Here is a 26,208-nt window from a genome sequence, read left to right as displayed (position 1 = left end):
CGCTCACTTCTTGACCAGCGGGCATTCGCTGGCGGAGAGGGGGCGGAAGGCCTCGTCGCCGGGGATCGTGCCGATGTACTTGACCAGGTCCCACGGGCCTTTCGATTCCGCCGGCGTCTTGGCCTGGGCCAGGTACATGTCGTGCACCATGCGGCCATCGATCCGGACCTTGCCATTGCGCACGAAGGCGTCGTTGACGGGCAGCGCGCGCATCTTGTCCGCCACCGCGGGGGCCTCGACGGTCTTGGCGGCTTCCACGGCCTTCAGGTAGTGCAGCACGCCGGAATAGACGCCGATCTGGCCGTGCGTGGGATACGCCTTGTGGCGCTTGTAGTAGCGCTCGACGAAATCCTTCGACTTCGCGTCGAGGTCGAGCCTGAACGGATCGACATAGGTCAGGCCCTGCGCGGCGGGCAGGCCCAGGCTCTTGATATCGGTGATGAAGGTGGACGGCGTGATGACCGTCTGGCCCGCCTTGATCAGGCCGAACTCGCCGGCGGCCTTGACGCCGTTGATCATGTCATTGCCGGCATTGGCCAGCACCACTACCTTGGCCCTGGACGCCGAGGCCGCGACCACCGGGCTGCTGAAGTCGCTGGCATTGAGCGGATGGCGCGTGCTGCCCACGTTCTTCCCGCCGCCGGCATCCACCGCCTTGCGGAAATCGGCTTCCAGCGACTGGCCAAAGGCGTAGTCCACCGTGATGTAGTACCAGCTGTTGCGGCCCTGGTCGATCAGGCGCCGGACCAGCGGATACGACACCGAGTAAGTGTCCCAGGCCCAGTGGAACCCCGTGGGCGAGCAGTTCTGGTTGGTCAGCGCCATGGCGCCGCCGGTGGAGACGATGTCGATCTTCTGCTTCTGGCGCGCGACTTCCTGCACCGCCAGCGCGGTCGATGAGTTGGGGAAGTCGATCACCATGTCGACGCCGTCGGTATCGAACCATCGACGCGCCAGCGACGAGGCGATATCGGCCTTGTTCTGGTGATCGGCGGACAGCACCGTGACGGGCTTGCCCAGCGCCTTGCCGCCGAACTCCTCGACGGCCATCTGGGCGGCGACGACCGAGCCCTTGCCGGACAGGTCGGCATAGGAGCCGGACATATCGGTGATGACGCCGATCTTCACGCCGCTGGCGTCGGCCAGGGCGGGCGTGGCCTGCGCCAGGCCGAGCAGGGCGGATGACGCGGCAAGGGTGCGGAGGATGCGAGAGGTGGACATGGGGGCTCCAGGTTGTCTGCGCGAAGGGATGGAAGTTGGCGACGGCTGCATTCGCCCGACGCGGGCGCCATCGCCGTGCTCGCTCGGGAAACAAGTCAGTATGCTGAATATGTGCCGATGAAAAGGGCGGATTTCTCCGCCCTGCAATTGCGCCGGGAAGCAGCTCAGGTGGACAGGTCACGCCCTCGCGTCTCCGGCACGAACACCATGCCGATGACGAAGGCGAGTCCGGCGATGACCACCGGATACCACAGGCCAAAGTACACGTCGCCGCTGGACACGTTCATCGCCGTGACCACGAACGACAGCATGCCGCCGACCCAGCCCGCACCAAGGTGGAAGGGCAGCGACAGCGAGGTGTAGCGCACCCTGGCCGGGAACAGCTCGACCATGAAGGCGGCCATCGGACCATAGACCATGGCCAGGAACAGGATCGGCACCAGCAGCAGCATGAACACCATCGGCGTATTCATCCTGGCGGGATCGGCGCGCTCCGGCCAGCCGGCCTCGACCAGCGCGCCCTTGATGGCGGCGCGGTCGAAGCCCTGCAGCGTGCGCTCGCCGATCCGCACTTCCGCCTGGGCCGGGTCGCTGGCCGGCACGAAGGTGTAGCCCACGCCCAGGTCGGTCAGGTAGCCGCGGATCTTGTCGCAGGCCGACACCGGCTCGCCGAACAGGCGCGCCTTGCAGTCGCCGGCGGTCACCTGCACCGTGCCTTGCCGCTGGAACTGCTCCAGCGCCGGATTGGCGTAGTGAGTCAGTCCCTTGAACACCGGCTGGGTGCACAGCGCAGCCAGCAGGCATGCCGCCATCATGATGTACTTGCGGCCGATGCGGTCCGACAGCCAGCCGAAGAACAGGTAGCAGGGCGTGGCCACCACCAGTGCGATCGCGATCAGCTTGTGCACGGTTTCGATGGGCACGTGCAGCGTCTTGTTGAGGAAGAACATGCTGTAGAAGTGGCCGGTGCCGAAGATCGCGCCGAGCCCGGCGGCTACCACGAACAGCAGCAGCACCGACTTCAGGTTCTGCCACTGTGTGAAACTTTCGCGGATCGGTGACTTCGAGGTGGCGTTGCCCGCCTTCATGCGCGCGAACACAGGCGACTCATGCAGCTTGCCGCGGATATAGACCGAGATCACCAGCATCACCAGCGACACGATAAACGGGATACGCCAGCCCCATGCGCGGAACTCCGCCTCGGTCAGGAAGGTCTTGAGCAGGTAGACCACGAAAAGCGAGGACAGCAGCCCCAGCGTGGCGGTGGTCTGCAGCGAGCTGGTGTAGAGGCCCCGCTTGCTTGTTGGCGAGTGCTCGGCGACGTAGGTGACCGCTCCGCCCACTTCCCCGCCAAGCGCCAGGCCCTGCAGCAAGCGCAGCAGTACCAGCAGCACCGTGGCAGTGATGCCGATCTGCCCGTACGTCGGCAGCACGCCCACGCCCACCGTGGCCACGCCCATCAGCAGGATGGTGACCAGGAAGGTGTACTTGCGGCCGATCAGGTCGCCCAGGCGGCCGAACAGCAGCGCCCCCACCGGCCGGATCAGGAAGCCGGCGCCGAAGGTGGCCAGGCTGGCCAGGAAGGCGGCCGTTTCATTGCCCGGCGGAAAGAACAGTGCGCCGAAGTACACCGCCAGCGCCGCGTAGATGTAAAAGTCGTACCACTCCATCAGGGCGCCGAAGGATGAGGCAAGGATGACCTTGCGTTCTTCGGCGGTCATGCCGGAGGCGGGGGCGCGCGTTTCGGCGCGTGTTTTGGCGCGGGTCAGGCTGATCGTCATGGCGGGGGCTCCTTGGTCAGGCCGTTGTCTCTATTGTTTGTTTGCTTCCCGGAGGTGCCGGCGCCGGTGGTGAGGGTCATTCATGACCCGCCAATGTGCAGCGCCGCATCCTGCCGGTGCATCAGTCAGTATGCTGATGAGATACGCAGTATGCTGAGCAAAATGCGGGCCAACACCGGCGCCGCCTGGTGTCTTGCGAAGGCGCCGGAAAGCCCGAATTAAATGGCTATTTCATATTGTCAGCATACTGAGCATCTGGAATCAGTGTACTGAGCGCCCCCGGCCATCGTTATAGGTGTTAACCCTCCGCACGGCGTCTGGACTTTTGAAAATCCGCTGACTAGAATCCGAAACTAATCAGTGTACTGAGCAATTAACGAAGCAACGCGTTTGCGCACGCGGGACAAGCTCGGCACGCAGCGATTCCACTCATCAGGAGCCCCCACCAGCATGACCAACGTGAAGAAGATCGCCCTGGAAGAGCATTTCATGACCCCCGGCTTCCAGGCTTATTCCAAAGGGTTCACACAGCATATCGATCCGGCGGTGTTCGCCGGGCTTGGGCGCCGCCTTGCCGATTTCGACGAGGAGCGGCTTGCCGAGATGGACCGGTGCGGCATCGACATCACCGTGCTGTCGCAAACCGGACCCGGCGTGCAGGGCGAAGCCGATACCGGACTGGCGCTGGCACGGGCGCGCGAAAGCAATGACTTCCTGGCGGCGCAGATCGCCCGACATCCGACGCGCTATGCCGGCTTTGCCGCGCTGCCGATGCAGGATCCCGGACAGGCAGCGGCCGAACTGGAGCGCGCCGTGCTGCAGCTCGGCTTCAAGGGCTCGCTGGTGAACGGCCATACGCATGGCCGCTATTACGACGACCCGGCGTATGACGCGTTCTGGGAACGCATGCAGGCGCTGGACGTGCCGATGTACCTGCATCCGACCGATGCCTTCGTGTCGCCGCAAGTGCTCGCCGGCCATCCGGAGCTGGCCGGGGCCGCGTGGGGGTGGGGTGTGGAAACCGCCTCGCACGCGCTGCGGCTGTTGTTCAGCGGCGTGTTCGACCGGTTCCCGCGCCTCAAGCTGATCCTCGGCCATATGGGCGAGGGCCTGCCTTACCAGCGCTGGCGCTTCGACAGCCGTTTTGGGGTCTATTCGCATGGCGTCAAGCTGGAGCGCGCGCCGTCCGAGTACATCGGCCGCAATATCGTCATCACCACCTCGGGTGTGTGCTCGCACGGCGCGCTGATGGGCGCCATCGCCGAACTGGGACCCGAGGCGGTGATGTTCTCGGTCGACTATCCCTATGAATCCACCGAAGTGGCTGCGCGGTTCATCGACAGCGCGCCGCTCGACGGCACCACGCGCGCACTGGTCTGCCACGGCAACGCACAACGCCTGCTCAAGCTCTGATCGCACAACCTGGAAACCCCATGCAAAAAGTCTTTCGTATCGGCCAGATCGTCCCCAGCTCGAACACGACGATGGAAACCGAAATCCCCGCCATGCTGATGGCGCGCCAGCAGATCCGCCCGGAACGCTTCACCTTCCATTCAAGCCGCATGCGGATGAAGAAGGTGGTCAAGGAAGAACTGGCGGCAATGGATGCCGAGTCTGACCGCTGCGCGGTGGAACTGAGCGATGCCCGCGTTGACGTGCTCGGCTACGCCTGCCTGGTCGCGATCATGGCGATGGGCCGTGGCTACCACCGGCAATCCGAACAGCGACTGAAGGCACATACCACCGCGAACGGCGGCGACGCGCCAGTCATCACCAGTGCCGGCGCGCTGGTGGATGCGCTGAAGGTGATGGGCGCGAAGCGCATTGCGGTGGTCGCGCCCTACATGAAGCCGCTGACCGAACTGGTCGTGGACTACATCCGCAACGAGGGTTATGAAGTCGTGGACTATCGCGCGCTGGAAATCCCCGACAACCTGGAAGTCGGCCGGCACGATCCAGCGCGGCTGCCGGGCATCGTCGCGCAGATGAACACGCGGGATGCCGACGTGATCGTGCTATCTGCCTGCGTGCAGATGCCGTCGCTGCCGGCCGTGGCGAAGGTCGAGGCGATGACCGGCAAGCCGGTGCTGACCGCCGCCATTGCCACTACCTACGCGATGCTGCGTGCGCTCGACCTCGAGCCGGTCGTGCCGGGCGCGGGTGCGCTGCTGTCCGGCGCTTATTGAGGAGCGGCCGTGAGTACGTTCCAATACGGAGGCCACGTCCACGCCAATGGCATCCGCCAGCATTACCTGCGCTACGGCGGCAATGAGGGCGGGCGTGCCGAGCGCGACGCAGTCGTTATCGTGCCGGGGATCACCAGCCCCGCGATCACGTGGGGCTTTGTCGGCGAGCAGTTCGGCACGCGCTTTGACACCTACATCCTCGACGTGCGCGGCCGCGGGCTGTCGTCGGCGGAGCCGGGGCTCGACTATGGCCTCGATGCGCAGGCGCGCGACGTCGTCGCCTTTGCCGAAGCGCTGGGCCTGCGACGCTACAGCGTGATCGGCCATTCGATGGGCGCACGGATCGGCCTGCGTGCCGCGGCGGGAAAGCCGCACGGGCTGGCGCGGCTGGTGATGGTCGACCCGCCTGTCTCGGGCCCCGGGCGTCGCCCATATCCGGCGCAACTGCCGTGGTACGTCGATTCGATCCGGCTGTCCCGGGAAGGCACCGACCTGGAAGGCATGCGCCGCTTCTGCCCGAGCTGGACCGACGCGCAACTGCGCCTGCGCGCCGAATGGCTGCACACCTGCAACGAAGACGCGGTGGTGCGCAGCTTCGAGGACTTCCACCGTGACGACATCCACGCCGACATGCCGCGGGTCGGGGTGCCCACGCTGTTGATGACCGCGGGCCGTGGCGACGTGGTGCGGCCCGAAGACGTCGCGGAAATCCGCACGCTGCTGCCCGGCGTGCTGGTCAGCCACGTCGCCAATGCCGGCCACATGATCCCGTGGGACGACGAAGCGGGCTTTTACGCGGCGCTAGATGATTTTCTCGGCGCGCCACTGGCGCAATCAGCGAGCAAGGAGCCGACATGCCGGTAAGTGATCACCAGATGATCGAGGCCTGGCGCAAGGTGCTGCGGCTGTCCCGGCTGGAGCCGGGACAGACCGTCACCATCCTGACCAGCGCCGCCACCCACCCGCAGACGCTGTCCACGGCGCTTACCGCCACGCAGTCGATGGGCGCCATCGTCAACCGGCTTGACTTGCCGCCCGTCAACGGCGAAAAGGCGCTGAGCCGCGATGCGCTCGCCTACCTCGGCACCACGCCTTTGACCGGCAACCCGGCCGCCATCGCCGCGCTGAAGGCGAGCGACCTGGTGCTGGACCTGATGACGCTGCTGTTCTCGCCCGAGCAGCACGAGATCCTGCAGGGCGGCACCAAAATCCTGCTGGCCGTCGAGCCGCCCGAGGTGCTGGCCCGCATGGTGCCCTGCGAGGCCGATCGCGAACGGGTGAAGGCGGCCTCGCAGCGGCTGGCAAGCGCGCAGGAAATGCACGTCGTCTCGCCCGCCGGCACCGACCTGCGCTGCCCGCTGGGTGAATTCCCTGCCATCAGCGAGTACGGCTTTGTCGACGAGCCCGGACGCTGGGACCATTGGCCCAGCGGCTTCGCGCTCACCTGGCCGAACGAAGGCGCCGCCCACGGCACCATCGTGCTGGACAAAGGCGACATCCTGCTGCCGCAGAAGACCTACGTCACTGAACCGATCCGCCTGACGGTCGAAGCGGGCTTTGCGACGCGCATCGAAGGCGGGCTCCATGCCGAGCTGCTGAGCGAGTACATGGCGTCGTTCAATGACCCGGAAGCGTACGCGATCTCGCATATCGGCTGCGGGCTGCAGCCGCGCGCGCACTGGTCGACGCTGAGCCTCTACGACCGCGAGGCCACCATCGGCATGGATGCGCGCGCGTTCGAGGGCAACTTCCTGTTCTCGCTCGGCCCGAACAACGAGGCCGGCGGCCATCGCACCACGGCCTGCCATATCGACATCCCGGTGCGGCGCTGCACCGTGCGCCTGGACGGCGTCGACGTGGTGACGGCGGGCAAGGTGACCGACGGTTTCCGCTACCCGGAGGACAAGTCGTGATGCACAAGGAAATCGGCGCGTACCAGCGCCAGGGCTTCGGCAATGCGCTGGAGATGGATGGGCCCTTCGGGCTGCTGATCGTGGACTTCGTCAATGGCTTTGCCGATCCGGCGGTCTTCGGCGGCGGCAATATCCGCGACGCCATCGCCAGCACCGTGCCGCTGCTCGCGGTGGCGCGGCGCGAAGGCTGGCCGGTCGCGCACAGCCGCATCGTCTATGCCGACGATGGTGCCGACCACAACGTCTTCTCGATGAAGGTGCCGAACATGCTGACGCTGAAGGAGCATGCCTTCAACAGCGCCACCGTGGCGGAACTGGCGCCGCAGCCGGGCGAACTGGTGGTGCGCAAGACTGTGCCGTCGGCGTTCTTCGGCACGTCGCTGGCGGCGTGGCTGACGCAGCGCGGCGTGCGCACGCTGGTGGTGGCCGGCGCCGTGACCAGCGGGTGCGTGCGCGCCAGCGTGGTCGATGCGATGCAGTACGGCTTCCGCCCGCTCGTGCTGTCCGACTGCGTGGGCGACCGCGCGCTGGGGCCGCATGAGGCCAACCTGTTCGACATGGCGCAGAAGTACGCAACCGTCGCCACGCGTGCCGAGGGGCTTGCCGCCATCGGCGTGCGGGAATAGCCGCCTGAATGGCGCTGGGCGGCCGCCGGGATGCGGTAAAGCCGCAATTGACAGGGCCGCCCGCATTTCCATAGGATTTTGGTCAGTATGCTGAATAAACCACGCTTATCATCGGAACGGACAGGGCAATGACATCGTCGATGGAACCGGATCACCCGGAAAGCCCGCGCGGCCAGGGGGTCGGCGCCCGCGTGGCGCGCAAGGAGGACGCGCGGCACCTGCACGGCAAGGGCCGCTTCGTCGCGGATATCGCCATGCCGGACCTGCAGGAAGTGGCGTTCCTGCGCAGCCCGGTGGCGCACGCCCGGCTGCTGTCGGTGACCAAGCCGTCCAATCACGCCGCCGCGGTGATCGTGCGTGAAGACATGGCGGCGGCCAGCGACATCGTTGCCGACTCGGCCTTTCCGTCCTACCAGCCCTCGGCGCAGCCACCGCTGGCCAGCGGCAAGGTGCGCTTCGTCGGCGAGCCGGTGGCGATGGCGTTCGCACCTACGCGCGCCGAGGCCGAAGACATTGCCGAGCAGGTTGCCGTGTCGTTCGACGAACTGCCCGCGCTGGCCGACGTGACCCAGGCGCGCCAGCTCGCCGGCGAGGTGCGCGTGCACGAGCACTGGCGCGACAACACCTTCCTGACGCTGACCGCCGACAAGAACTTCGAGGCACGCCAGCACGAGGCCACGGTCGTGGTGCGCCGCAAGATCGACCTGGCGCGCCAGTGCATGGTGCCGATGGAAGGCAAGGCGGTGCTGGCCTACTGGGACCACCAGTTCGACCAGCTGGTGGTCTATAGCGCGACGCAGGTGCCGCACATGATCCGCACGATCCTGGCGCATTGCCTGGGACTGGAGCAGGAGCGCGTGCGGGTGATCTCGCCCGACGTGGGCGGCGCCTTCGGCTACAAGTGCGTGCTGCAGCAGGAAGAGCTGTGCGTCGCGTGGCTGGCGCTGACGTACAAGCGCCCGTTCCGCTTTATCGAGGACCGGCGCGAGCACCTGACCGCCGGCGCGAACTCGCGCGAGCATCACTACGACCTGACCGCGTATGCCGATGCGCGCGGCCGCCTGCTGGCCCTCGATGCGAAGATCGTGATCGATGGCGGCGCCTATTCGGTGTGGCCGTTCACCATCGGGCTGGAGCCCGGGCAGGCGATTGGCAACCTGCCGGGGCCGTACGCCTTTGACGGCTACCGTTGCGAGACCACTTGCGTGGCGACGAACAAGCCGGGCTTCGTGCCCTATCGCGGCGTGGCGCGCACCGGCGTCTGCTTTGCGATGGAACTGATGATCGACGCCATCGCCCGCGAAGTGGGACGCGAACCGTGGGAGGTGCGCTGCGAAAACCTGGTGCCGCCCGAAGCGATGCCCTATGTCAACGTCACCAACAAGCATTTCGACGGCGGCGATTACCCGGCCAGCGTACGCAAGGCCATGGAGATGATCGGCCTGCCCGCGATCCGCGCGCGCCAGCAGGCGGGGCCGCAGGGCAGCACCTATGTCGGCGTGGGTTTTGGCACCTACACCGAGCAATCGGCGCACGGCACCTCGGTGTTTGCCGCGTGGGGCACGCCGGTGATCCCGGGCTTCGATTCGGCGACGGTACGCATCACGCCGGACGGCGGGCTGGAGGTGCGCGTGGGCGTGCATTCGCACGGGCAGGGCATGGAGACCACCTTCGCGCAGATCGCCAACGAGATCCTTGGCATCGATATCGCGCGGATCAAGGTGGTGCACGGCGATACCGGCCTGACGCCATTCTCGACGGGCACATATGCGTCGCGCTCGCTGGTGATGTCGGGCGGTGCGGTGTCGCGCGCATGCAAGGCGCTGCTGCCCCGCCTGCTGAAGATCGGCGCGCACATGCTCGGCCAGCCGCAGGATGCCGTGGCGTTCCGTGATGGCGCCGTGGCGTCCGGGAACGCGGGCACCGCAGCCGATATCGCGCGCATCGCCAACGCCTGGTACATCAACCCGCATTTGCTGCCGCCGGACGTCGACGCGCAAGGTCTTGAAGTGACGATGGGCTTCAAGCCTGCCGTCGACACCGGCAGCTTCACCTACGCCACGCATGCCGTGGCAGTGGAAGTCGATATTGATTCCGGCCATGTCGGGATCCTCGACTACGTCGTGGTGGAGGACTGCGGCACCATGATCAACCCGATGGTGGTGGAAGGGCAGACCTACGGCGGCGTGGCGCAGGGCATCGGCACCGCGATGTTCGAAGCCATGCACTACGACGGCAACGGCCAGCCGCTGGCATCCACGCTGGCCGACTACATGCTGCCGGGGCCGACCGAGATTCCGTCGATCCGCACCCATCATTTCGAGACGCCGTCGCCGCATACGGAGTTTGGCGCCAAGGGCATGGGCGAGGGCGGGGCGATCGCGCCGCCGGCGGCCATCTTCAATGCCGTCAACGACGCGCTGCGCGATTTCGGCGTTGAGCTGAAGGAGACGCCGCTGACGCCGCGCAAGATCCTGGAAGCGCTGGAAGCGGCCGAGGCCGATGCGCATAACCGGAAGGCAGCCTGACCGATGAAAGCCGTTGCATTCTCCTACCACGCACCCGGCTCGCTGCCGGAGGCGCTGTCCCGGCTGGGCGCGGGCACCGATGTATCCAAGGCCATGGGCGGCGGGCAATCGCTCGGGCCGATGTTGAACCTGCGCCTGTCCCGGCCCGATACGGTGGTCGACGTGTCGGCGCTGCGCGAACTCCGCGACGTGACCGCAACCGCCGACGGCATCCGCATCGGCGCCTGCGTGACCCACGCGCAGATCGAGGACGGCGTGTTCGAGCCGCTGCGCGGCACCATGCTGCAGGCCGTTGCCGGCGGCATCGCCTATCGGGCGATCCGCAACCGCGGCACCGTAGGCGGCAGCCTCGCGCATGCGGACCCCGCGGCCGACTGGGTCGTGGCCATGACCGCGCTGGGCGCGCATATCGAGATCGCGTCCGCCGCCGGCACGCGCGAAGTGCCGATGGAGTCGTTCATGCTCGGCGCCTACACCACGGTGCTGGCCGACGGCGAACTGATCGCCGCGGTGCGGGTGCCGCCGAAGACCGCGCACAGCCGCTGGGGCTACCAGAAGCTGTGCCGCAAGACCGGCGAATTCGCCGAGGCCAGCTGCGCCGCGTACTTCGACGCCAGCCGCCGCTTTGCCCGCATCGTGCTCGGCGCGCTGGACGGCCCGCCCATGGTGCTGGCCGGCCTGACGCGCGCCGTCGCGGCGCAGGGCGCGGCCGCCCTGACGGCCGATGCCGTCGCCGAAGCCGTCGCGCAAGCCGCGCCGGGCAAGGACGCCATCGACCGCAAGCTGTACCGAACCGTCGTGACGCGCTGCGTCGCGCAACTGCTGAACTGAGGAGCACCCCGTGCAGACCATCGAATTCACCGTCAACGGCCGCCGGGTGTCCGGCGCGTGCGCGGACCGGACGCACCTGGGCGACTACCTGCGCGACACGCATCGTCTGACCGGCACGCACCTTGGCTGCGAGCATGGCGTGTGCGGCGCCTGCACCGTGCTGGTGGATGGCAAGCCGGTGCGCTCGTGCATCACCTTTGCCGCCGCCTGCCAGGGCGCCGACATCGTCACGGTGGAGGGCTACGAGGACGACGCGGTCATGGCCGACCTGCGCGCCGCCTTCAACCGGCACCACGCCCTGCAATGCGGCTACTGCACGCCCGGGATGCTGGCCACCGCACGCGATATCGTGCTGCGCCTGCCCGATGCCGACGAAGCCACCATCCGGCATGAGTTGTCGGGCAACCTGTGCCGCTGCACCGGCTATATGGGCATCGTCGCCGCGATCCGTTCGGTGCTGGACGCGCGCCGCGCGGCCGCCGGCGTGATCGCGCGGCATGCCGGCGCGGCCGCCGCACCGCTGCCGTTCGCGGGCTTCACGGTCGCGGACGAGGCGCTCGGCACGCAGCCGCACCTGGCTGGGGCGGGCAGCGCCGAGCCGGAGCGCTCGGCCGACCGCAAGGGCTGGTCGCGCATCGAAGGCGGCTTTAACGTGCCCTATGCGCTGGACGAGGTATGGACCTTCATGGCGGACCTGCCGGCCGTGGCCGGCTGCCTGCCCGGCGCGGTGCTGACGGAAGTGGCCGGGGAGAAGGTAAGGGGTCATATCGCGATCAAGTTCGGCCCCATGTCGGCAAGGTTCGAGGGGGCCGCGCGCCTGCAGCGCGATGATGCGAACAAGCGCGGCGTGCTGAAGGGTGCGGGACAGGACTCGCTCAGCAATTCCAAGGCCGCGGGCGATATCGCTTACCAGCTCAGGGCCTTGTCCGCCGGCGGGACCGAAGTCGCGGTCGATCTGCAGTATTCGCTGCAAGGGCCGCTGGCCCAGTTCTCGCGCTCGGGGCTGGTGCGGGACTTCGTGCGGCGGATGATCGCCGACTTCGGCAAATCGGTATCGCGCAGGATGGACCCGACGCTCTCCGACGCCGAACGGAACCAGGCCGTGCGCCTGAATCCGGTGGCAGTGTTCTTCGGCGTACTGTGGGAGCGTGTGAAGCGCTTGTTCGGCGCCCGCTGAACAACGCTGGCCGGGTTGGGGGAAGGTAGGGGCGTGGCCTCCCTTGCCCGCCTTACCCCGGATGCACTACAACCAGTAGTGCGGTGGCAGTGGTCTTGCCGCCATTGGAGATCGCATGTGCGACATCAGCCGCATAGCGCGCGGTCTCGCCGTGCCGCAGCTTCTTCTCGTCGGCGCCGGCGCGCACCGTCATCGACCCGCCCAATACCGTCAGGTGTTCCTGCGTGCCGGCCTCGTGCGGCTCGGAGGCCAGCACGCCGCCGGCCTGGATGGTCAGTTCATACCACTCGAAGCGCCCGGCCAGTTCGATCGGGCCAAGGATGCGCAGGTCGCAGCGGGTATCGGGGCTTTTCAGCGACGGGATCGCGTGCGGCTGCAGCACGGTGATACCGGCGCCGGGACGCTCGGCGGCGCCGCCAGCAAGGAAGTCGGCCAGGCTCACGCCCAGCGCATTGGCCAGCCGCCACAGCACCGCAACGGTCGGGTTGGCCAGGTTGCGTTCGATCTGCGACAGCATCGACTTGGATACGCCGGCGCGGCGCGACAGTTCGTCGAGCGACAGCCGCTGCTGCTGGCGCAATGCCTGCAGCGCCAGGCCGACTGCCGGCGGGCCTTCGGCTTGCGGAGTCTGGACCGGGGCTTGCGTCATGGATGAATGTTCGTTATATTGCGCAAAATGTTCGATATACAGAACACGTTCGATTTATCGATCGAATCGTAGCATATCCCCAGCACACCACTGCACCTCACCGGGAGCCAGCCATGTCGAATGCCGAGGCATTCTACGCATCCATCCGCACCGAACTCGACGCGATCCGCGAGGCCGGGCTGTTCAAGCAGGAGCGCGTGATCGCCACGCCGCAGGGCGCGCGGGTGCGCACCACCGACGGCCGCGAGGTGATCAATTTGTGCGCCAACAACTACCTTGGGTTGTCGTCGCACCCTCGCGTGATCGAGGCCGCGCACGAGGCGCTGCGCACGCATGGCTTCGGGCTGAGTTCGGTGCGCTTTATCTGCGGCACGCAAGACCTGCACAAGACGCTGGAAGCGCGGCTGTCGGCGTTCCTGGGCACCGAGGACACCATCCTTTATGGTTCGGCGTTCGATGCCAACGGCGGGCTGTTCGAGACGCTGCTGGGAGCCGAGGATGCGGTCATCAGCGATGCGCTCAACCATGCCTCGATCATCGACGGCATCCGCCTGAGCAAGGCGCGCCGCTACCGCTACCAGCACAATGACCTCGACGACCTGCGCGGGCAGCTGGCGCAGGCGCGCGCGGACGGCGCGCGCTTCGTGCTGGTATTTACCGACGGCGCGTTTTCGATGGACGGCACCATCGCGCGGCTGGACGAGATGCGCGCGATCTGCGACGAGCATGGCGCGCTGCTTGGCATCGACGAATGCCACGCCACTGGCTTCCTGGGCGCGCGCGGGCGCGGCACGCATGAGTTGCGCGGCGTGTTCGGCAAGATCGACATCATCACCGGCACGCTGGGCAAGGCGCTGGGCGGCGCGTCCGGCGGCTTTACCAGCGCGCGCCAGGAAGTGGTGGCGCTGCTGCGCCAGCGCTCGCGGCCGTACCTGTTCTCCAATACCGTGGCGCCGGCCATCGTCGGGGCATCGATCGCGGTGCTCGATATCCTGGAAGGCAGCACCGAGCTGCGCGACCGGCTGGAACGCAACACGAAGTTCTTCCGCGCGGGGCTGGACAAGCTGGGCTTCGACGTCAAGGCGGGCGAGCATCCCATCATTCCGATCATGGTCTACGACGCGGAGAAGGCGCAGCAGCTCGCGCAGCGGCTGCTGGAACTGGGCGTGTACGTGGTGGGCTTCTTCTACCCCGTGGTGCCCAAGGGCCAGGCCCGCATCCGCGTGCAGATGAGCGCGCTGCATGACGAGGCCGCGCTGCAGGCGGCGCTGGATGCGTTCGGCGCGGCCGGCCGCGAACTGGGGCTGATCTGATGGCCGACAGCACTCCCAGGATCCTGATCGTCGGCGCCAACGGCCAGATCGGCTCCGAGCTGGCACTGGCGCTGGCCGAGCGCTACGGCCGTACCAGCGTCATCACCTCCGACGTAGTGCCGACCGGCCGCCACGTGCACATCACGCACGAGATGCTCAACGCCACCGACCGCGGCGAACTCGCGACCGTGGTCGAGCGCCATGGCATCACGCAGGTCTACCTGCTGGCGGCGGCGCTGTCGGCCACCGGCGAAAAGGCGCCGCAGTGGGCATGGAACCTGAACATGACGAGCCTGCTCAACGTGCTGGAGCTGGCGCGGCAGACCGGGCTGGAGCGCGTGTTCTGGCCCAGCTCGATCGCTGCGTTCGGACCGACCACGCCAGCCGTGGATACGCCGCAGAAGACCGTGATGGAGCCGACCACCGTCTATGGCATTTCCAAGCAGGCGGGCGAGGGCTGGTGCCGCTGGTACCACGCCAACCACGGCGTCGACGTGCGCAGCGTGCGCTATCCGGGACTGATCTCGCACAAGACGCCGCCGGGCGGCGGCACCACGGACTATGCGGTCGACATCTTCCATGCAGCCGTGAAGGGCGAGCCCTACACGTGCTTCCTGAAGGAAGACGAGGCCCTGCCGATGATGTACATGCCCGACGCGCTGCGCGCGACCATCGAACTGATGGAGGCGCCGGCGGAACGGCTGGGCGAGCGCGGCAGCTACAACATCGCCGGCACCACCTTCACGCCAGCGCAGATCGCCGCGGCGATCCGCAAGCATGTGCCGGACTTCGAGATCCGCTACGAACCCGACTACCGCCAGGCGATCGCGCAAGGCTGGCCGGATTCGATCGACGATTCGGTGGCGCGCGCGGACTGGGGGTGGAAGGCGCAGTACGGCCTGGAGGAAATGGTCGCGGACATGCTGGCCAACCTGAGGGCGACGCTGGCCGCCTGAGCGCTATGGCACGGCGGCGTCGATGGCGATCCGCACGCCTTCGCTGCCGACTGCCAGCGGACCGCTGCGCCCGACCAGGTCGCCCGACTGCGGCAAGGCATTCCCGCTCGCGGAAATGCGCGCCTCCACCACCACCTGCGTGTGTGCCGACAGCTTGCGGTCGGGCCGCATCGCCATCGCGTCGTCCAGCGTGAACGTCAGCGGCAGGTCGCGCGCCTGCCGGCGCAGCACCGCCAGAGGCATGCGCGAGCCGTCGGCGGGCAGGGCGTAGACGAACAGGGTGTCGCCCGGCTGCGGCGTGCGCCCGGCCTTTTCGCTGAGCGTGACCATGCCGGTAATCTGCGCCGGCTGCGCGGCGGACGTGCCACGCGCCGCGGCAAGGTTGGCGGCCACGCGCGCCGCGGTCTGCGAGTCCGGGGGCAGCAGCCGGTGCAGGTGTTCCCAGTAGCCGATCGCCGCCTGCTGGTCGCCGCGCTTCACCGCAGCGCTGGCCGCCAGTGCCAGGGCCTTGGGGTCATCCGGATCCAGCGCCAGTGCCCGGCTGATCTCCGCCATGGGCGCGCCTTGCAGCGAGCCGTTGTTGAGGCTGGCCAGCACGTCGGCGTAATCGGCGCGCAGCGATGCCACCTCGGGCGCCAGCTCGACGGCGCGGGCGTAGGCCGCGGCCGCGTCGGCATACCGCTCCAGCACGCTGTAGGAGCGCGCCAGCATGGCCCAGCCTGCGGGATCGGCCGGCGCTTCGCGAAGCCGCTGCGCCAGCTGGTTGACCATGCCTTCTACCTGCGCGCCGCTGAGCTGGTGCTGGCTGCCGCCGGCCTCAGGCATGTCGCCGGCGCGCCAGAGAGCGACGGGGTTGCCCAGGTGCAGATAGAGCAGGATGGCGGCACTCGGCAACGCCGCCAGCAACGCCGCGGCGAGCAGTGCAGACGTGCTCGCGCGGGGTGTGCCGGTGGCGGTGTTCGCGGCTTCATCCAGCAGCCGGCGGCCGAGTTCGTCGCGGGCTTCGGCATGCCGGGCCGCGCTCAGCGTGCCGGTGCGCAGGTCGGCGTCGAGTTCGCGCAACTGGTCGCGGTACAGGTCGACCAGCAGCGTGCGCTCCGGCGTGCCAGGGTCGGTAATGGCGTGGCGGCGCAGCAGCGGCCACAGCAGTCCGGCCATGGCGGCGGCGATCAGCGCGGCGGCGAGCAGCCAGAAGGTCGTCATGGTTGTCTGGGGCGGGCAGGATCGGCGGAGGCGTTGAGCAGGCTTTCGAGGTCGCGCCGCGCGCTGTCGTCAAGTGCAGCGCCCGTGCCGCGGTGACGCGCGCGAGCCCGCACGATTGCCCATGCGACGCCGGCAACCAGCAGCGGCGGACCAAACCACAACAGCCACGTCAGCGGCCGCAGCGGCGGCTTGTACAGCACGAAGTCGCCATAGCGCTGCACCAGGTAGTCCTTGACCGCCTGGTCGCTGGCGCCGCCGCGCAGCTGCTCGCGGATCTGGCGGCGCAGGTCGACGGCCAGGTCGGCGTTGGAATCGGCCAGCGTCTGGTTCTGGCACACCAGGCAGCGCAGTTCATTGGACAGCGCATGCACGCGCGCATCGAGCTCGGCCTCGGTCGGCGCGGCAGCCGCCAGCAGCGGCAGGCAGCATAGCCACAGGGCAAGCGCAGCGCGCAGCCTACGCATGGCCGCCTCCCTGGCGCTGCAGCCGCTCGATCAGCGGGATCAGCTTCTGCTCCAGCACCTCGCGGGTGACCGGGCCGACCTGGCGGTAGCGCACCACGCCCTGCTGGTCGATGACAAAGGTCTCGGGCACGCCATAGACGCCGTAGTCGATGCCCACGCGCCCGTCGGCGTCGACCAGCGATGCGGTGTAGGGGTTGCCGAGCCGCTGCAGCCAGTCGCGTGCGGCGCCGGCCTCGTCCTTGTAGTTCAGGCCGTACAGCGGCACCGGCGCGTGCGCGGCGAAGTCGACCAGCACCGGATGTTCGGTGCGGCAGGCCGCGCACCACGAGGCCCACACGTTCAGCAGCCACACCTTGCCGCGCATGTCGGCGGACGCCAGCGTGCGGCCTTCCGGTTCCAGCAGCGGCAGCGTGAAGGCCGGCGCGGCCTTGCCTACCAGCGGCGAGGGCAGCTCGCGCGGATCGTGGCGCAGCCCCGCCGCCAGCGCGACGGCGAGCGCGAGGAAGGCGGCGAGCGGCAGCAGGAAGCGGGTCATGCCGGCGTCTCCTCGCGCGTGGAGGCCAGCGCGGGCGCGGCAGGTTCAGTCACCGGTGCCGGCGCGGCTTCGGCCGCGGCGCGGCGGCGCAGCCGGTAGCGCTTGTCGCACGCGGCCACCAATCCGCCCAGCGCCATCAGCACGCAGCCGGCCCAGATCCAGTCGACAAAGGGCTTGACGTGGATGCGCACGGCCCAGGCGCTGCCATCGACGCTGTTGGCCACGTTCTCGCCCAGCGCCACATACAGGTCGCGCGTCAGGCCGCTGTCGATCGCGGCCTCGGTGGTCGGCATGTCCTGGCTGCGGTAGATGCGGCGCTCGGGATAGAGCACCGCCACGCGCTTGCCGTCGCGCGATGCGGACAGCGTGCCGCGCAGCGCGTCGTAGTTGGGACCGGCGACCTGCCTCACGCCGGCGAAGCGGAAGTCGTAGCCGCCGACGCTGATGGTATCGCCCGCGCGCATCGGCAGTTCGCGCAGGCTTTCCTGCCCGGTGACCAGCGTCACGCCCGCGATGAAGATGCCGACGCCGGCATGCGCCAGCAGCATGCCCCAGTAGCTGGGCGCGAGCTGGCGCAGCGCGCTGAACCTGCGCCCCTGCTGGTGGCGCAGCCGGGCCGCAAGGCTCGCCACCGCGCTCAGCACGCACCATGCCGCCAGCAGCAGCCCCAGCCCGGTCATGGCGGAGGCGTTGCGCAGCACCAGCAGCAGCCCCAGGCCGATGGCCACGCTGGCGATGCCGGCCCAGCGCAGCCGCCGTGCCATGTCGGGCAGGCTGCCATGGCGCCAGCGCGCCAGCGGCGCCGCGCCCATCAGCAGCACCGCAGGTGCCATCAGCGGCACGAACACCTGCTCGAAGTAGGCAGGGCCGACCGAGATCTTGCCCAGTCCCAGCACATCGACCAGCAACGGGTAGAGCGTGCCGAGCAGCACCGTCGCCGCCGCCACCGCCAGCAGCACGTTGTTGGCCAGCAGCAGCGATTCGCGCGAGACCGCGGCAAACTCGGCCCGCCGCGACACGCACGACAAGCGCGGGGCGCGCCATGCGTACAGCGCCAGCGCGATGCCGGTGAGCAGGCCGAGCAGCGCCAGGATGAAGATGCCGCGCCTGGGATCGACCGCGAACGCATGCACCGAGGTCAGCACGCCGGAGCGGACCAGGAAGGTGCCGAGCAGGCTCAGCGAGAACGTGAAGATGGCGAGCAGCACGGTCCACGCGCGGAACGCGCCGCGCTTCTCCGTGACCGCCAGCGAATGCATCAGTGCGGTCCCCGCCAGCCATGGCATGAACGAGGCGTTCTCGACCGGATCCCAGAACCACCAGCCGCCCCAGCCCAGCTCGTAATATGCCCACGCGCTGCCCAGCATGATGCCCAGCGTCAGGAACGCCCACGCCACCGTGGTCCACGGCCGCGACCAGCGCGCCCAGGCGGCGTCGACGCGCCCGGCCAGCAGCGCCGCCACGGCAAAGGCAAAGGTCACCGAGAAGCCGACATAGCCCATGTAGAGCAGCGGCGGGTGGAAGACCATGCCGGGATCCTGCAGCAATGGATTGAGGTCGCGCCCCGCCATCGCCGGCGGCAGCAACCGTATGAAGGGGTTGGAGGCAAACAGCAGGAACAGCAGGAAGCCCGCGCTGATCGCCCCCATCACGCCCAGCACGCGCGCCACCGCCGCAAGTGGCAGTTGCCGGCTGTAGCGCGCCACCGCCAGCGACCACAGCGCCAGCATCAGCGTCCACAGCAGCATCGAGCCTTCATGCCCGCCCCATACCGCTGCAATGCGGTAGGCAAGCGGCAGGGCGCTGTTGGAGTTGGCGGCGACATAGCGCACGCTGAAGTCGCTGGCGGCGAAGCTCCATGCCAGCGCCGCAAACGACAATGCCACCAGCACGCATTGCACGCGCGCCGCCGGCCGCGCCACCGCCATCCACGCCAGCCTGCCGCTTGCCGCGCCGGCCAGCGGCACTGCCGCCTGCACCAGTGCGACCAGCAGCGCGACGATCAGCGCGAAGTGCCCCAGTTCGGCGATCATTGACGCGCTCCCTGCGTCGGCGCCCCGGCCATGCGGCGGTTCACCTGTTCAGCCTGCCTGAGAGCATCGGCGGCTTCGGGCGGCATGTAGTTCTCGTCGTGCTTGGCCAGCACCTCGCTGGCGACGAAGGTGCCGTCGGCTTCCAGCTTGCCGCGCGCGACCACGCCCTTGCCCTCGCGGAACAGGTCGGGCAGCAGGCCGCGGTAGCGCACCGGCACCTGCCGCGCGGTGTCGGTGACGACGAAGCGCACAGTCATGCCGTCGCCTTCGCGCCGGATCGAGCCGGGTTCGACCAGTCCGCCAAGCCGGAAGCTGCGCGCCACCGGCGCTTCCTGCGCGGCCACCTGGCTCGGGCTGAAGAAGAACACCAGGTTGGAGCGGAAGGCATTGAGCACCAGCGCCAGCGCGATGCCGCCGCAGGCCAGGGCCGCGGCGAGCATGCCGAAGCGGCGCTGGCGCGGCGTCATTGGCGCGTGCTGGCCTGTCGCGCGCTGGCGCGGCAGCGGCGCGCCAGCAGCACCAGTTCCAGCGCCAGCAGCAGCGCGCTCATGCCGAACGCGCCGGCGATGAAAAGGCCATGGTGCCCGTATGGCAGCACCTGCGGGAGCAGCGAATGGGTCATGATGTCTCTCCGGTAACCGGCACTTCGCCGCGCTCGCGCAGGATGCAGCGCACGCGCACCAGCGCCACGGCGATGGTGTACATCCAGCACGCCAGCGTCATCAGCAGCATGCCCGCCAGCATGGTGGCCGCCATCGACGGCGCCGCCGTCAGGCTGACCGAAGCGCCCTGGTGCAGCGTGTTCCACCACTGCACCGAGAAGTAGATCACCGGGATATTGGCCACGCCCACCAGCGCCAGCACCGCGCAGGCGCGCTCGGCGCGGCGCGGCTCGTCGATGGCAGATTCCAGCGCGATAAAGCCGAGGTACAGGAACAGCAGGATCAGCTCGGAGGTCAGCCGCGCATCCCAGACCCACCACGTGCCCCAGGTCGGCTGGCCCCACAGCGCACCGGTCCAGAGCGCCAGCGCCGTGAACAGCGCGCCGGTGGGCGCCAGCGCCGAGGCCACCATCGACGACAGCCGTGTGCGCAGCACCAGCGCCAGCGCGCAGTAGCCGGCCATGACCAGGTAGATGAACATCGACATCCATGCCGCCGGCACGTGGATGAAGATGATGCGGTAGACCTCGCCCTGCTGCGCGTCGGTGGGCGCCAGGGCAAAGCCGACATACAAGCCGGCGAGGGCGACCACCGCCGCCGCGGCGAAGAACCACGGCGCCATGCGTCCGGCCAGCGGATAGAACCGTACTGGCGCCGCGTATGCCGTCCAGGCAAAACGCGCCCGCGGCGCCCCGGCAGTGGGCAGCGATGGCAGCGGCCGGCTCATGCCGGTGTCTCCATGGCGATGCGTAGCCCCGCGGCAGTGGCCAGCGGGCACAGGAACAGCGACAGCGCCAGGCACGCGCCCAGCAACGAGAACTGCGGCACCACGTCGAGCCCGGCGTCGGCCGCGGCCGCGGCGCTGGCGCCGAACACCAGCACCGGCACGCACAGCGGCAGCACCAGGATGCACAGCAGCACCGCGCCGCCGCGCACGCCCAGCGTCAGCGCGGCGCCCACTGCGCCGATCAGGGAGAGCGCCGGCGTGCCAACCAGCAGCGAGGCCGACAGCAGCAGCGATGCACCCCATGGCAGCCCGTACTGCTGCGCCAGCAACGGTGTCAGCAGCAACAGCGGCAGCCCGCTGGTCAGCCAGTGCGCCGCGATCTTCGCCAGCACCAGCAGCGCCAGCGGATGCGGCGACAGCAGCAGCTGGTCGAGGCTGCCATCGGCGTGCTCCTGCGCGAACAGCCGCGACAGCGACAGCATCGACGCCAGCAGCGCCGTGACCCACAGGATCCCGGGCGCCAGCGCGCGCAGCTGCTGCGGCTCGGGACCGATCGCCAGCGGGAACAGGCTCGCCGCGATGACAAAGAACACCACGCTGCCGAGCAGGCTGGCGCGCCGGCGCCAGGACAGCGACACGTCGTGCGCGACGATGGCGGCCAGGGTGCGGGTCATGCCATCGCCTCCAGCCGCAGCACCGTGCCGCCGGCGCGCAGCAGCTGGTGGGTGGCGATCACGGCCATGCCGCCCGCTGCCAGGTGCGCGTCGAGCTGCGCGTCGAAGCGCGCGCAGGCGTCGGCATCCAGCGCTGCCACCGGTTCGTCGAGCAGCCACAGCGCGCGCCGCGCCAGCGACAGGCGCGCCAGCGCCACGCGCCGCCGCTGCCCTTGCGACAGCGCGCGCACCGGCGTGTGCGCGACACGCTCCAGCGCCTGCGCGGCCAGGGCACTCGCGACCGTGCCGGCCGCGTCGGTGCCGGCCATGCGCGCGGCAAAGCGCAGGTTTTCAGCCGGGCTCAGGTCCGGATCGATGCCATTGGCATGGCCGACATGGGCGAGCGCCTGCAGGTAGGCAGGATCGCCGGCGCGCAGCGGCCGGCCGTGCCAGTGCAGCGTGCCTTGGTCCGGCACGGCGAGGCCGCACAGCACGCGCAGCAGGCTGGTCTTGCCGCTGCCATTGGCGCCCAGTACCTGCAGCAGGCAGCCGGGCGACAGCGCCAGGTCGATGCCGCGCAGCACCGGGCGGCCGGCGCGCGACAGCCCGAGCCCTTCACCGCTCAGCGCGGGAGGGATCGAACCGGGCCGGGCGGCGGGTGGCAGCACGCGTCATTTCTCCTCGGCCTTGGATACGTCCGGCAGGTGGTGCGCGATCCCCTTGTGGCAGTCGATGCAGGTCTTTTCCTTGTTGGCCAGGTAGGTCGAGTGCATGGCTTGCGCGCGCGGGCTCTGCCGCGTGAAATCCATCGACTGGTAGTCATGGCAGTTGCGGCATTCCAGCGAATCGTTGGCCTTGAAGCGGGCCCATTCATGCTGCGCCAGCGTGAGCCGGTGCGCCTGGAACTTCTCGCGCGTGTCGACGGTGCCGAAGATCTTGGCCCAGACCTCCTTGGACGCCTGCATCTTGCGCGCCATCTTGTCGGTCCAGTTGTGCGGCACGTGGCAGTCCGAGCATTTGGCGCGCACGCCGCTGCGGTTGGTGAAGTGGATGGTGCCCTGCAGCTCCTGGTAGACGTTATCGCGCATCTCGTGGCAGCCGGTGCAGAACTGCTCGGTGTTGGTCAGTTCCAGCGCGGTATTGAACGCGCCCCAGAACACCAGGCCGGCAATAAAGCCGCCCAGCGTCAGGAAGCCCAGGCTGAAATACGCGCTGGGCCGGTTGATGGTCCGCCAGTAGCGCTTGAGCAGGTCGAGCATGGCGCGCATCCGCAATGAGGTTGAGGTCGGGGCCGGGCGCTGCTATCTGGTTGCTCCCTTATTTGGCCGCTCCCTTGGTGTCGGCCGCTCCTTTGGCGCCGGGCTTGCGCTTGAGCATCTGCTCGACATCGATGAAGCTATTGCCCACCAGCGGCTTGGCGTCCGCCTGCGGCACGTGGCACTGCGTGCAGAAATAGCGGCGTGGCGACACCTCGGCCAGCACGTTGTTGTCGCGGTCCATGTAGTGCGTGATGCTGACCGGGATCGCCTGGGTTTCTTCGGTGCGGGTGCGCGCGTGGCAGAACATGCAGCGGTTGAAGTCCTTGTCGAGCTGGTAGCCGTCGATCTTGTGCGGGATCGTCGGCGGCTGCATGGTGTAGTTGCGGTTGCGGCGGATGTCCTTGTTCTCGGTCGGGTACAGGATCGGCGCCTTGCTTTCGTTGGCGATGGGGGTGGGCCCGCGCATGGCATCGACCACCCCCTGCTGCTGTTGCTGCTGCGCGCGCGCCGGCAGCGGCAACGCCGCCAGCACCGCCAGCAGCAGCGTGAGCAAGGCCAGCAGTGGCAGCCAGGATCGACTCGGTTTCATGGCGTCTCCCTGTGGTATCGGCCGCGCTAGACCTTGACGATCTTGACCGCGCATTTCTTGAAGTCGGTCTGCAGCGAGATCGGGCAGGTCGCATCCAGCGTTACCTTGTTGATCAGCTGGCTGGCGTCGAACCACGGCACGAACACCAGCCCGCGCGGCGGCGCGTCGCGCCCGCGGGTCTCCAGGCGCGAGCGCATGCGCCCGCGCCGCGACACCACTTCCACTTCCACGCCGCGGCGCAGGCCCATGGCCTTGGCGTCCTCGGGATGCATGAACACCACCGCGTTGGGGAAGGCGCGATACAGCTCGGGCACGCGGCGCGTCATCGAGCCGGAATGCCAGTGCTCCAGCACGCGGCCCGTGACCAGCCAGTACGGATACTCCTGATCGGGCGATTCGGCGGGCGGCTCGTAGGGCAGGGCGAAGATCACCGCCTTGCCGTCGGGGTTGCCATAGAACTGGTAGCCGGTGCCGGCCTTCACGTAGGGATCGCTGCCTTCGCGGTAGCGCCAGCGCGTTTCCTTGCCGTTGACCACCGGCCAGCGCAGGCCGCGCGCCTCATGGTAGGCGTCGAACGGCGCCAGGTCGTGGCCATGGCCGCGGCCAAAGGTGGCGTATTCCTCGAACAGCCCCTTCTGCACGTAGAAGCCGAAGGCCTTCGCCTCGGCGTTGTGGTACTCGGTGCTGACTTCCTTGAGCGGGAACTTGTCGACCTGCCCGTTGCGGTAGAGCACGTCGAACAGGGTCTTGCCACGGTATTCCGGCTTCTTAGCGATCAGGTCGGCGGGCCAGACGTCCTCGACCTTGAAGCGCTTGGAAAACTCCATCAGCTGCCACAGGTCGGAGCGCGCCTCGCCCGGCGCATCGACCAGCTGGTGCCAGAACTGCGTGCGGCGTTCGGCATTGCCGTAGGCGCCTTCCTTCTCGACCCACATCGCGCTGGGCAGGATCAGGTCCGCCGCCAGCGCGGTGACGGTGGGATAGGCGTCAGACACCACGATGAAGTTGGCGGGATTGCGGTAGCCCGGCAAGCCCTCTTCCATCAGGTTTGCCGCCGCCTGCATGTTGTTGTTGACCTGCACCCAGTACGCATTGAGCTTGCCGTCCTTGAGCATGCGGTTCTGCAGCACGGCGTGGTAGCCCGGCTTGTCGGGAATGGTGCCCGCCGGCAGCTTCCAGATGCGCTCGGCTTCTTCGCGGTGCTTGGGATTGGTCACCACCATGTCCGCCGGCAGCCGGTGCGAGAAGGTGCCCACCTCGCGCGCGGTGCCGCACGCGGACGGCTGTCCGGTCAGCGAGAACGGGCTGTTGCCCGGCGTTGCGATCTTGCCGGTCAGCAGGTGCAGGTTGTAGACCATGTTGTTGGCCCAGCTGCCGCGCGTATGCTGGTTGAAGCCCATGGTCCACAGCGACATCACCTTGATGTTGGGATCGGCATAGAGCTCGGCCAGCTGGTCGAGCTTGGCCTTGGGCACTCCCGACAGCTTGCTGACGGTATCGGCATCGTACTTGGCCACGAAGCGCGCGAAGTCGTCGAACGTGATCGGGCGCGAGGCGCCGGGATCGGCCGCGTTCTTGGCCGCCTTCTGCAGCGGATGCTCGGGACGCAGCCCATAGCCGATGTTGGTCACGCCTTCCTTGAACACCGTGTGCTTGTTGACGAAGTCCTTGTTGACCTTGTTGTTCTTGATGATGTAGTGGGCGATGTAGTTCATCATCGCCAGGTCGGTCTGAGGCTTGAAGATGACCGGGATGTCGGCCAGGTCGAACGAACGGTGGGTGAAGGTCGACAGTACCGCCACGCGGGTCTTGGGATGGCTCAGGCGCCGGTCGGTGATGCGGGTCCACAGGATGGGATGCATCTCGGCCATGTTCGAGCCCCACAGCACGAAGGCATCGGCCGCCTCGAAATCGTCATAGCAGCCCATCGGCTCGTCCATGCCGAAGGTGCGCATGAAGCCCTGCACCGCGGACGCCATGCAGTGGCGTGCATTGGGATCGATATTGTTGGAGCGGAAGCCGGCCTTGTACAGCTTGGACGCAGCATAGCCTTCCCACACGGTCCACTGGCCCGAGCCGAACATGCCCACCGCGGTCGGGCCTTTCTCTTTCAGCACGCGCTTGAACTGGCGCTCCATCTCGTCGAAGGCGCGCTCCCACGTGACCGGCGCGAATTCGCCGTTCTTGTCGTACTGGCCGTTCTTCATGCGCAGCAGCGGCCTGGTCAGCCGGTCCTGGCCGTACATGATCTTCGACAGGAAATAGCCCTTGACGCAGTTCAGCCCCTTGTTGACCTCGGCCTGCGGGTCGCCGTTCGTGGCAACCACCTTGTTGTCCTTGACCGCCACCGTGACCCCGCAGCCGGTGCCGCAGAAGCGGCACGGCGCCTTGGACCATTTCAGCTTTGTCACCTCGCTGTCCGTGACAAGGTTGGCGGCTCCGGCCGGCAGCGTGACGCCGGCCACCGATGCCGTTGCGGCGACGGCGGTCTGCTTGATGAAATCGCGGCGGGAGATGTTCATCTGGCGCCCTCCTCGTAGATGGTCTCGCTCATGGCATCGGCGTCTTCGTTGTGCTGGTAGACAAGCGCGGCCGACAGCACGCCGGGGAGCTGGTGGAGGTAGGTGAGGTGCGCGGCAATGGCGCGCGAAGTGGGCGCTTCGATGGTGACCACGAGCTTGCCGGCATCGCTGGCGGCGTGGACCTCTGCGCCGGTGAGGGATTCGATGGCGCTGCGCACTTGCGCCACGCTGGCCGGATGCGCATGCACGACGATACCGGCAATATGCCACTCGTCGCTGGCTGGCAGCGGCTGGATGGGGATCGCACATCTGGCTGCGGGCATGCGGAAGCTCCGGTTCAATGCCGTTTCAGTCTGTGCTGCAGCTTGTTCTTATCTAAC

General features: G+C 68.1%; 26 protein-coding genes. 10 read left to right on the top strand and 16 right to left on the bottom strand.

Annotated features, from left to right (window positions below; translation table 11 throughout):
- Positions 1 to 3: 3 nt before the first annotated feature.
- On the bottom strand, positions 4 to 1,221 hold the full coding sequence (locus E1J61_RS17850; protein WP_133095361.1) for an ABC transporter substrate-binding protein: 1,218 nt from the start codon (positions 1,219 to 1,221) through the stop codon (positions 4 to 6).
- A 164-nt stretch (positions 1,222 to 1,385) separates the two neighbouring features.
- The gene (locus tag E1J61_RS17845) at positions 1,386 to 3,002 is read right to left on the bottom strand and encodes an MFS transporter (RefSeq protein ID WP_133095360.1); all 1,617 of its coding nucleotides are present in this window, start codon (positions 3,000 to 3,002) and stop codon (positions 1,386 to 1,388) included.
- Between the two features lie 450 nt (positions 3,003 to 3,452).
- On the opposite strand from E1J61_RS17845, the gene E1J61_RS17840 reads away from it, so the two are divergent.
- The 8 genes from E1J61_RS17840 to E1J61_RS17805 all read left to right on the top strand — a co-directional run bounded on the left by E1J61_RS17840 (position 3,453) and on the right by E1J61_RS17805 (position 12,263).
- Entirely contained in the window at positions 3,453 to 4,415 is a 963-nt protein-coding gene (locus E1J61_RS17840; protein WP_133095359.1) for an amidohydrolase family protein, read from the top strand.
- Positions 4,416 to 4,435: 20 nt separating this feature from the next.
- Positions 4,436 to 5,188, top strand: coding sequence for an Asp/Glu racemase (locus E1J61_RS17835; RefSeq protein WP_133095358.1), 753 nt, complete (start codon positions 4,436 to 4,438; stop codon positions 5,186 to 5,188).
- Between the two features lie 9 nt (positions 5,189 to 5,197).
- Entirely contained in the window at positions 5,198 to 6,052 is an 855-nt protein-coding gene (locus E1J61_RS17830; RefSeq protein WP_133095357.1) for an alpha/beta fold hydrolase, read from the top strand.
- Positions 6,043 to 7,101 carry a 2,5-dihydroxypyridine 5,6-dioxygenase gene (locus E1J61_RS17825; protein WP_133095356.1) on the top strand — a complete coding sequence of 353 codons (1,059 nt, stop codon included), beginning with the start codon at positions 6,043 to 6,045 and terminating at the stop codon, positions 7,099 to 7,101. Before E1J61_RS17830 ends, E1J61_RS17825 begins: the two co-directional genes overlap by 10 nt.
- On the top strand, positions 7,101 to 7,727 hold the full coding sequence (locus E1J61_RS17820) for an N-carbamoylsarcosine amidohydrolase (protein WP_133095406.1): 627 nt from the start codon (positions 7,101 to 7,103) through the stop codon (positions 7,725 to 7,727). The genes E1J61_RS17825 and E1J61_RS17820 overlap by 1 nt, the downstream gene beginning before the upstream one ends.
- Positions 7,728 to 7,855: 128 nt before the next feature.
- Positions 7,856 to 10,255, top strand: coding sequence for a xanthine dehydrogenase family protein molybdopterin-binding subunit (locus E1J61_RS17815; protein ID WP_133095355.1), 2,400 nt, complete (start codon positions 7,856 to 7,858; stop codon positions 10,253 to 10,255).
- A 3-nt stretch (positions 10,256 to 10,258) separates the two neighbouring features.
- Complete coding sequence (locus E1J61_RS17810) at positions 10,259 to 11,086, top strand: xanthine dehydrogenase family protein subunit M (RefSeq protein WP_133095354.1); 828 nt, start codon at positions 10,259 to 10,261, stop codon at positions 11,084 to 11,086.
- A gap of 10 nt (positions 11,087 to 11,096) precedes the next feature.
- Complete coding sequence (locus tag E1J61_RS17805; protein WP_133095353.1) at positions 11,097 to 12,263, top strand: 2Fe-2S iron-sulfur cluster-binding protein; 1,167 nt, start codon at positions 11,097 to 11,099, stop codon at positions 12,261 to 12,263.
- Positions 12,264 to 12,315: 52 nt separating this feature from the next.
- Here E1J61_RS17805 and E1J61_RS17800 read toward each other — a convergent pair whose 3' ends face one another.
- The gene (locus E1J61_RS17800; protein WP_133095352.1) at positions 12,316 to 12,912 is read right to left on the bottom strand and encodes a helix-turn-helix domain-containing protein; all 597 of its coding nucleotides are present in this window, start codon (positions 12,910 to 12,912) and stop codon (positions 12,316 to 12,318) included.
- A 113-nt stretch (positions 12,913 to 13,025) separates the two neighbouring features.
- On the opposite strand from E1J61_RS17800, the gene kbl reads away from it, so the two are divergent.
- Together kbl and E1J61_RS17790 are read left to right on the top strand one after the other, a co-directional pair.
- Positions 13,026 to 14,225, top strand: a complete 1,200-nt coding sequence (kbl, locus tag E1J61_RS17795; protein ID WP_133095351.1) for a glycine C-acetyltransferase — start codon at positions 13,026 to 13,028, stop codon at positions 14,223 to 14,225.
- The gene (locus E1J61_RS17790; RefSeq protein WP_133095350.1) at positions 14,225 to 15,181 is read left to right on the top strand and encodes an L-threonine 3-dehydrogenase; all 957 of its coding nucleotides are present in this window, start codon (positions 14,225 to 14,227) and stop codon (positions 15,179 to 15,181) included. The genes kbl and E1J61_RS17790 overlap by 1 nt, the downstream gene beginning before the upstream one ends.
- A 3-nt stretch (positions 15,182 to 15,184) precedes the next feature.
- On the opposite strand, the gene ccmI is transcribed toward E1J61_RS17790, so the two are convergent.
- From ccmI to E1J61_RS17725, 13 genes are read right to left on the bottom strand one after another with little or no spacing between them, the layout of a single operon-like run.
- Positions 15,185 to 16,384 carry a c-type cytochrome biogenesis protein CcmI gene (gene ccmI, locus E1J61_RS17785; protein WP_133095349.1) on the bottom strand — a complete coding sequence of 400 codons (1,200 nt, stop codon included), beginning with the start codon at positions 16,382 to 16,384 and terminating at the stop codon, positions 15,185 to 15,187.
- A complete protein-coding gene (locus E1J61_RS17780; protein ID WP_133095348.1) occupies positions 16,381 to 16,848 on the bottom strand; it encodes a cytochrome c-type biogenesis protein in 468 nt (155 codons plus the stop codon). The genes ccmI and E1J61_RS17780 overlap by 4 nt, the downstream gene beginning before the upstream one ends.
- Entirely contained in the window at positions 16,841 to 17,383 is a 543-nt protein-coding gene (locus tag E1J61_RS17775) for a DsbE family thiol:disulfide interchange protein (protein WP_133095347.1), read from the bottom strand. The genes E1J61_RS17780 and E1J61_RS17775 overlap by 8 nt, the downstream gene beginning before the upstream one ends.
- Entirely contained in the window at positions 17,380 to 19,416 is a 2,037-nt protein-coding gene (locus E1J61_RS17770) for a heme lyase CcmF/NrfE family subunit (protein WP_133095346.1), read from the bottom strand. The genes E1J61_RS17775 and E1J61_RS17770 overlap by 4 nt, the downstream gene beginning before the upstream one ends.
- On the bottom strand, positions 19,413 to 19,883 hold the full coding sequence (ccmE, locus tag E1J61_RS17765; protein WP_133095345.1) for a cytochrome c maturation protein CcmE: 471 nt from the start codon (positions 19,881 to 19,883) through the stop codon (positions 19,413 to 19,415). The genes E1J61_RS17770 and ccmE overlap by 4 nt, the downstream gene beginning before the upstream one ends.
- Positions 19,880 to 20,038, bottom strand: a complete 159-nt coding sequence (gene ccmD, locus E1J61_RS17760; RefSeq protein WP_133095344.1) for a heme exporter protein CcmD — start codon at positions 20,036 to 20,038, stop codon at positions 19,880 to 19,882. The genes ccmE and ccmD overlap by 4 nt, the downstream gene beginning before the upstream one ends.
- Positions 20,035 to 20,805: a heme ABC transporter permease gene (locus E1J61_RS17755; protein ID WP_133095343.1), complete on the bottom strand. Its 771-nt coding sequence runs from the start codon at positions 20,803 to 20,805 to the stop codon at positions 20,035 to 20,037. The genes ccmD and E1J61_RS17755 overlap by 4 nt, the downstream gene beginning before the upstream one ends.
- Complete coding sequence (ccmB, locus tag E1J61_RS17750) at positions 20,802 to 21,479, bottom strand: heme exporter protein CcmB (protein WP_133095342.1); 678 nt, start codon at positions 21,477 to 21,479, stop codon at positions 20,802 to 20,804. Before ccmB ends, E1J61_RS17755 begins: the two co-directional genes overlap by 4 nt.
- Positions 21,476 to 22,126 (bottom strand): cytochrome c biogenesis heme-transporting ATPase CcmA, encoded by a 651-nt coding sequence (gene ccmA / locus E1J61_RS17745; RefSeq protein WP_371704337.1) that lies wholly within the window; start codon positions 22,124 to 22,126, stop codon positions 21,476 to 21,478. The genes ccmB and ccmA overlap by 4 nt, the downstream gene beginning before the upstream one ends.
- Before the next feature lie 3 nt (positions 22,127 to 22,129).
- Positions 22,130 to 22,717: a cytochrome c3 family protein gene (locus E1J61_RS17740; RefSeq protein WP_116319902.1), complete on the bottom strand. Its 588-nt coding sequence runs from the start codon at positions 22,715 to 22,717 to the stop codon at positions 22,130 to 22,132.
- 58 nt (positions 22,718 to 22,775) lie between these two features.
- The gene (locus E1J61_RS17735) at positions 22,776 to 23,306 is read right to left on the bottom strand and encodes a nitrate reductase cytochrome c-type subunit (protein ID WP_133095341.1); all 531 of its coding nucleotides are present in this window, start codon (positions 23,304 to 23,306) and stop codon (positions 22,776 to 22,778) included.
- Between the two features lie 26 nt (positions 23,307 to 23,332).
- Positions 23,333 to 25,828 carry a periplasmic nitrate reductase subunit alpha gene (napA, locus tag E1J61_RS17730; protein ID WP_133095340.1) on the bottom strand — a complete coding sequence of 832 codons (2,496 nt, stop codon included), beginning with the start codon at positions 25,826 to 25,828 and terminating at the stop codon, positions 23,333 to 23,335.
- On the bottom strand, positions 25,825 to 26,151 hold the full coding sequence (locus tag E1J61_RS17725; RefSeq protein ID WP_133095339.1) for a chaperone NapD: 327 nt from the start codon (positions 26,149 to 26,151) through the stop codon (positions 25,825 to 25,827). The genes napA and E1J61_RS17725 overlap by 4 nt, the downstream gene beginning before the upstream one ends.
- Positions 26,152 to 26,208 lie beyond the last annotated feature (57 nt).

The organism is Cupriavidus sp. L7L, from assembly GCF_004353535.1.
In the GTDB taxonomy this organism is placed as follows: domain Bacteria; phylum Pseudomonadota; class Gammaproteobacteria; order Burkholderiales; family Burkholderiaceae; genus Cupriavidus; species Cupriavidus oxalaticus_A.
This window is presented reverse-complemented; position numbering and strand designations above follow the sequence as displayed.

Coding starts and splice junctions, on each gene's coding strand:
- E1J61_RS17850 (WP_133095361.1), bottom strand. CDS start 1,221: ATGTCCACCTCTCGCATCCTCCGCACCCTTGCCGCGTCATCCGCCCTG.
- E1J61_RS17845 (WP_133095360.1), bottom strand. CDS start 3,002: ATGACGATCAGCCTGACCCGCGCCAAAACACGCGCCGAAACGCGCGCC.
- E1J61_RS17840 (WP_133095359.1), top strand. CDS start 3,453: ATGACCAACGTGAAGAAGATCGCCCTGGAAGAGCATTTCATGACCCCC.
- E1J61_RS17835 (WP_133095358.1), top strand. CDS start 4,436: ATGCAAAAAGTCTTTCGTATCGGCCAGATCGTCCCCAGCTCGAACACG.
- E1J61_RS17825 (WP_133095356.1), top strand. CDS start 6,043: ATGCCGGTAAGTGATCACCAGATGATCGAGGCCTGGCGCAAGGTGCTG.
- E1J61_RS17820 (WP_133095406.1), top strand. CDS start 7,101: ATGCACAAGGAAATCGGCGCGTACCAGCGCCAGGGCTTCGGCAATGCG.
- E1J61_RS17815 (WP_133095355.1), top strand. CDS start 7,856: ATGACATCGTCGATGGAACCGGATCACCCGGAAAGCCCGCGCGGCCAG.
- E1J61_RS17810 (WP_133095354.1), top strand. CDS start 10,259: ATGAAAGCCGTTGCATTCTCCTACCACGCACCCGGCTCGCTGCCGGAG.
- E1J61_RS17800 (WP_133095352.1), bottom strand. CDS start 12,912: ATGACGCAAGCCCCGGTCCAGACTCCGCAAGCCGAAGGCCCGCCGGCA.
- kbl (WP_133095351.1), top strand. CDS start 13,026: ATGTCGAATGCCGAGGCATTCTACGCATCCATCCGCACCGAACTCGAC.
- E1J61_RS17790 (WP_133095350.1), top strand. CDS start 14,225: ATGGCCGACAGCACTCCCAGGATCCTGATCGTCGGCGCCAACGGCCAG.
- ccmI (WP_133095349.1), bottom strand. CDS start 16,384: ATGACGACCTTCTGGCTGCTCGCCGCCGCGCTGATCGCCGCCGCCATG.
- E1J61_RS17780 (WP_133095348.1), bottom strand. CDS start 16,848: ATGCGTAGGCTGCGCGCTGCGCTTGCCCTGTGGCTATGCTGCCTGCCG.
- E1J61_RS17775 (WP_133095347.1), bottom strand. CDS start 17,383: ATGACCCGCTTCCTGCTGCCGCTCGCCGCCTTCCTCGCGCTCGCCGTC.
- E1J61_RS17770 (WP_133095346.1), bottom strand. CDS start 19,416: ATGATCGCCGAACTGGGGCACTTCGCGCTGATCGTCGCGCTGCTGGTC.
- ccmE (WP_133095345.1), bottom strand. CDS start 19,883: ATGACGCCGCGCCAGCGCCGCTTCGGCATGCTCGCCGCGGCCCTGGCC.
- ccmD (WP_133095344.1), bottom strand. CDS start 20,038: ATGACCCATTCGCTGCTCCCGCAGGTGCTGCCATACGGGCACCATGGC.
- E1J61_RS17755 (WP_133095343.1), bottom strand. CDS start 20,805: ATGAGCCGGCCGCTGCCATCGCTGCCCACTGCCGGGGCGCCGCGGGCG.
- ccmB (WP_133095342.1), bottom strand. CDS start 21,479: ATGACCCGCACCCTGGCCGCCATCGTCGCGCACGACGTGTCGCTGTCC.
- E1J61_RS17740 (WP_116319902.1), bottom strand. CDS start 22,717: ATGCTCGACCTGCTCAAGCGCTACTGGCGGACCATCAACCGGCCCAGC.
- E1J61_RS17735 (WP_133095341.1), bottom strand. CDS start 23,306: ATGAAACCGAGTCGATCCTGGCTGCCACTGCTGGCCTTGCTCACGCTG.
- napA (WP_133095340.1), bottom strand. CDS start 25,828: ATGAACATCTCCCGCCGCGATTTCATCAAGCAGACCGCCGTCGCCGCA.
- E1J61_RS17725 (WP_133095339.1), bottom strand. CDS start 26,151: ATGCCCGCAGCCAGATGTGCGATCCCCATCCAGCCGCTGCCAGCCAGC.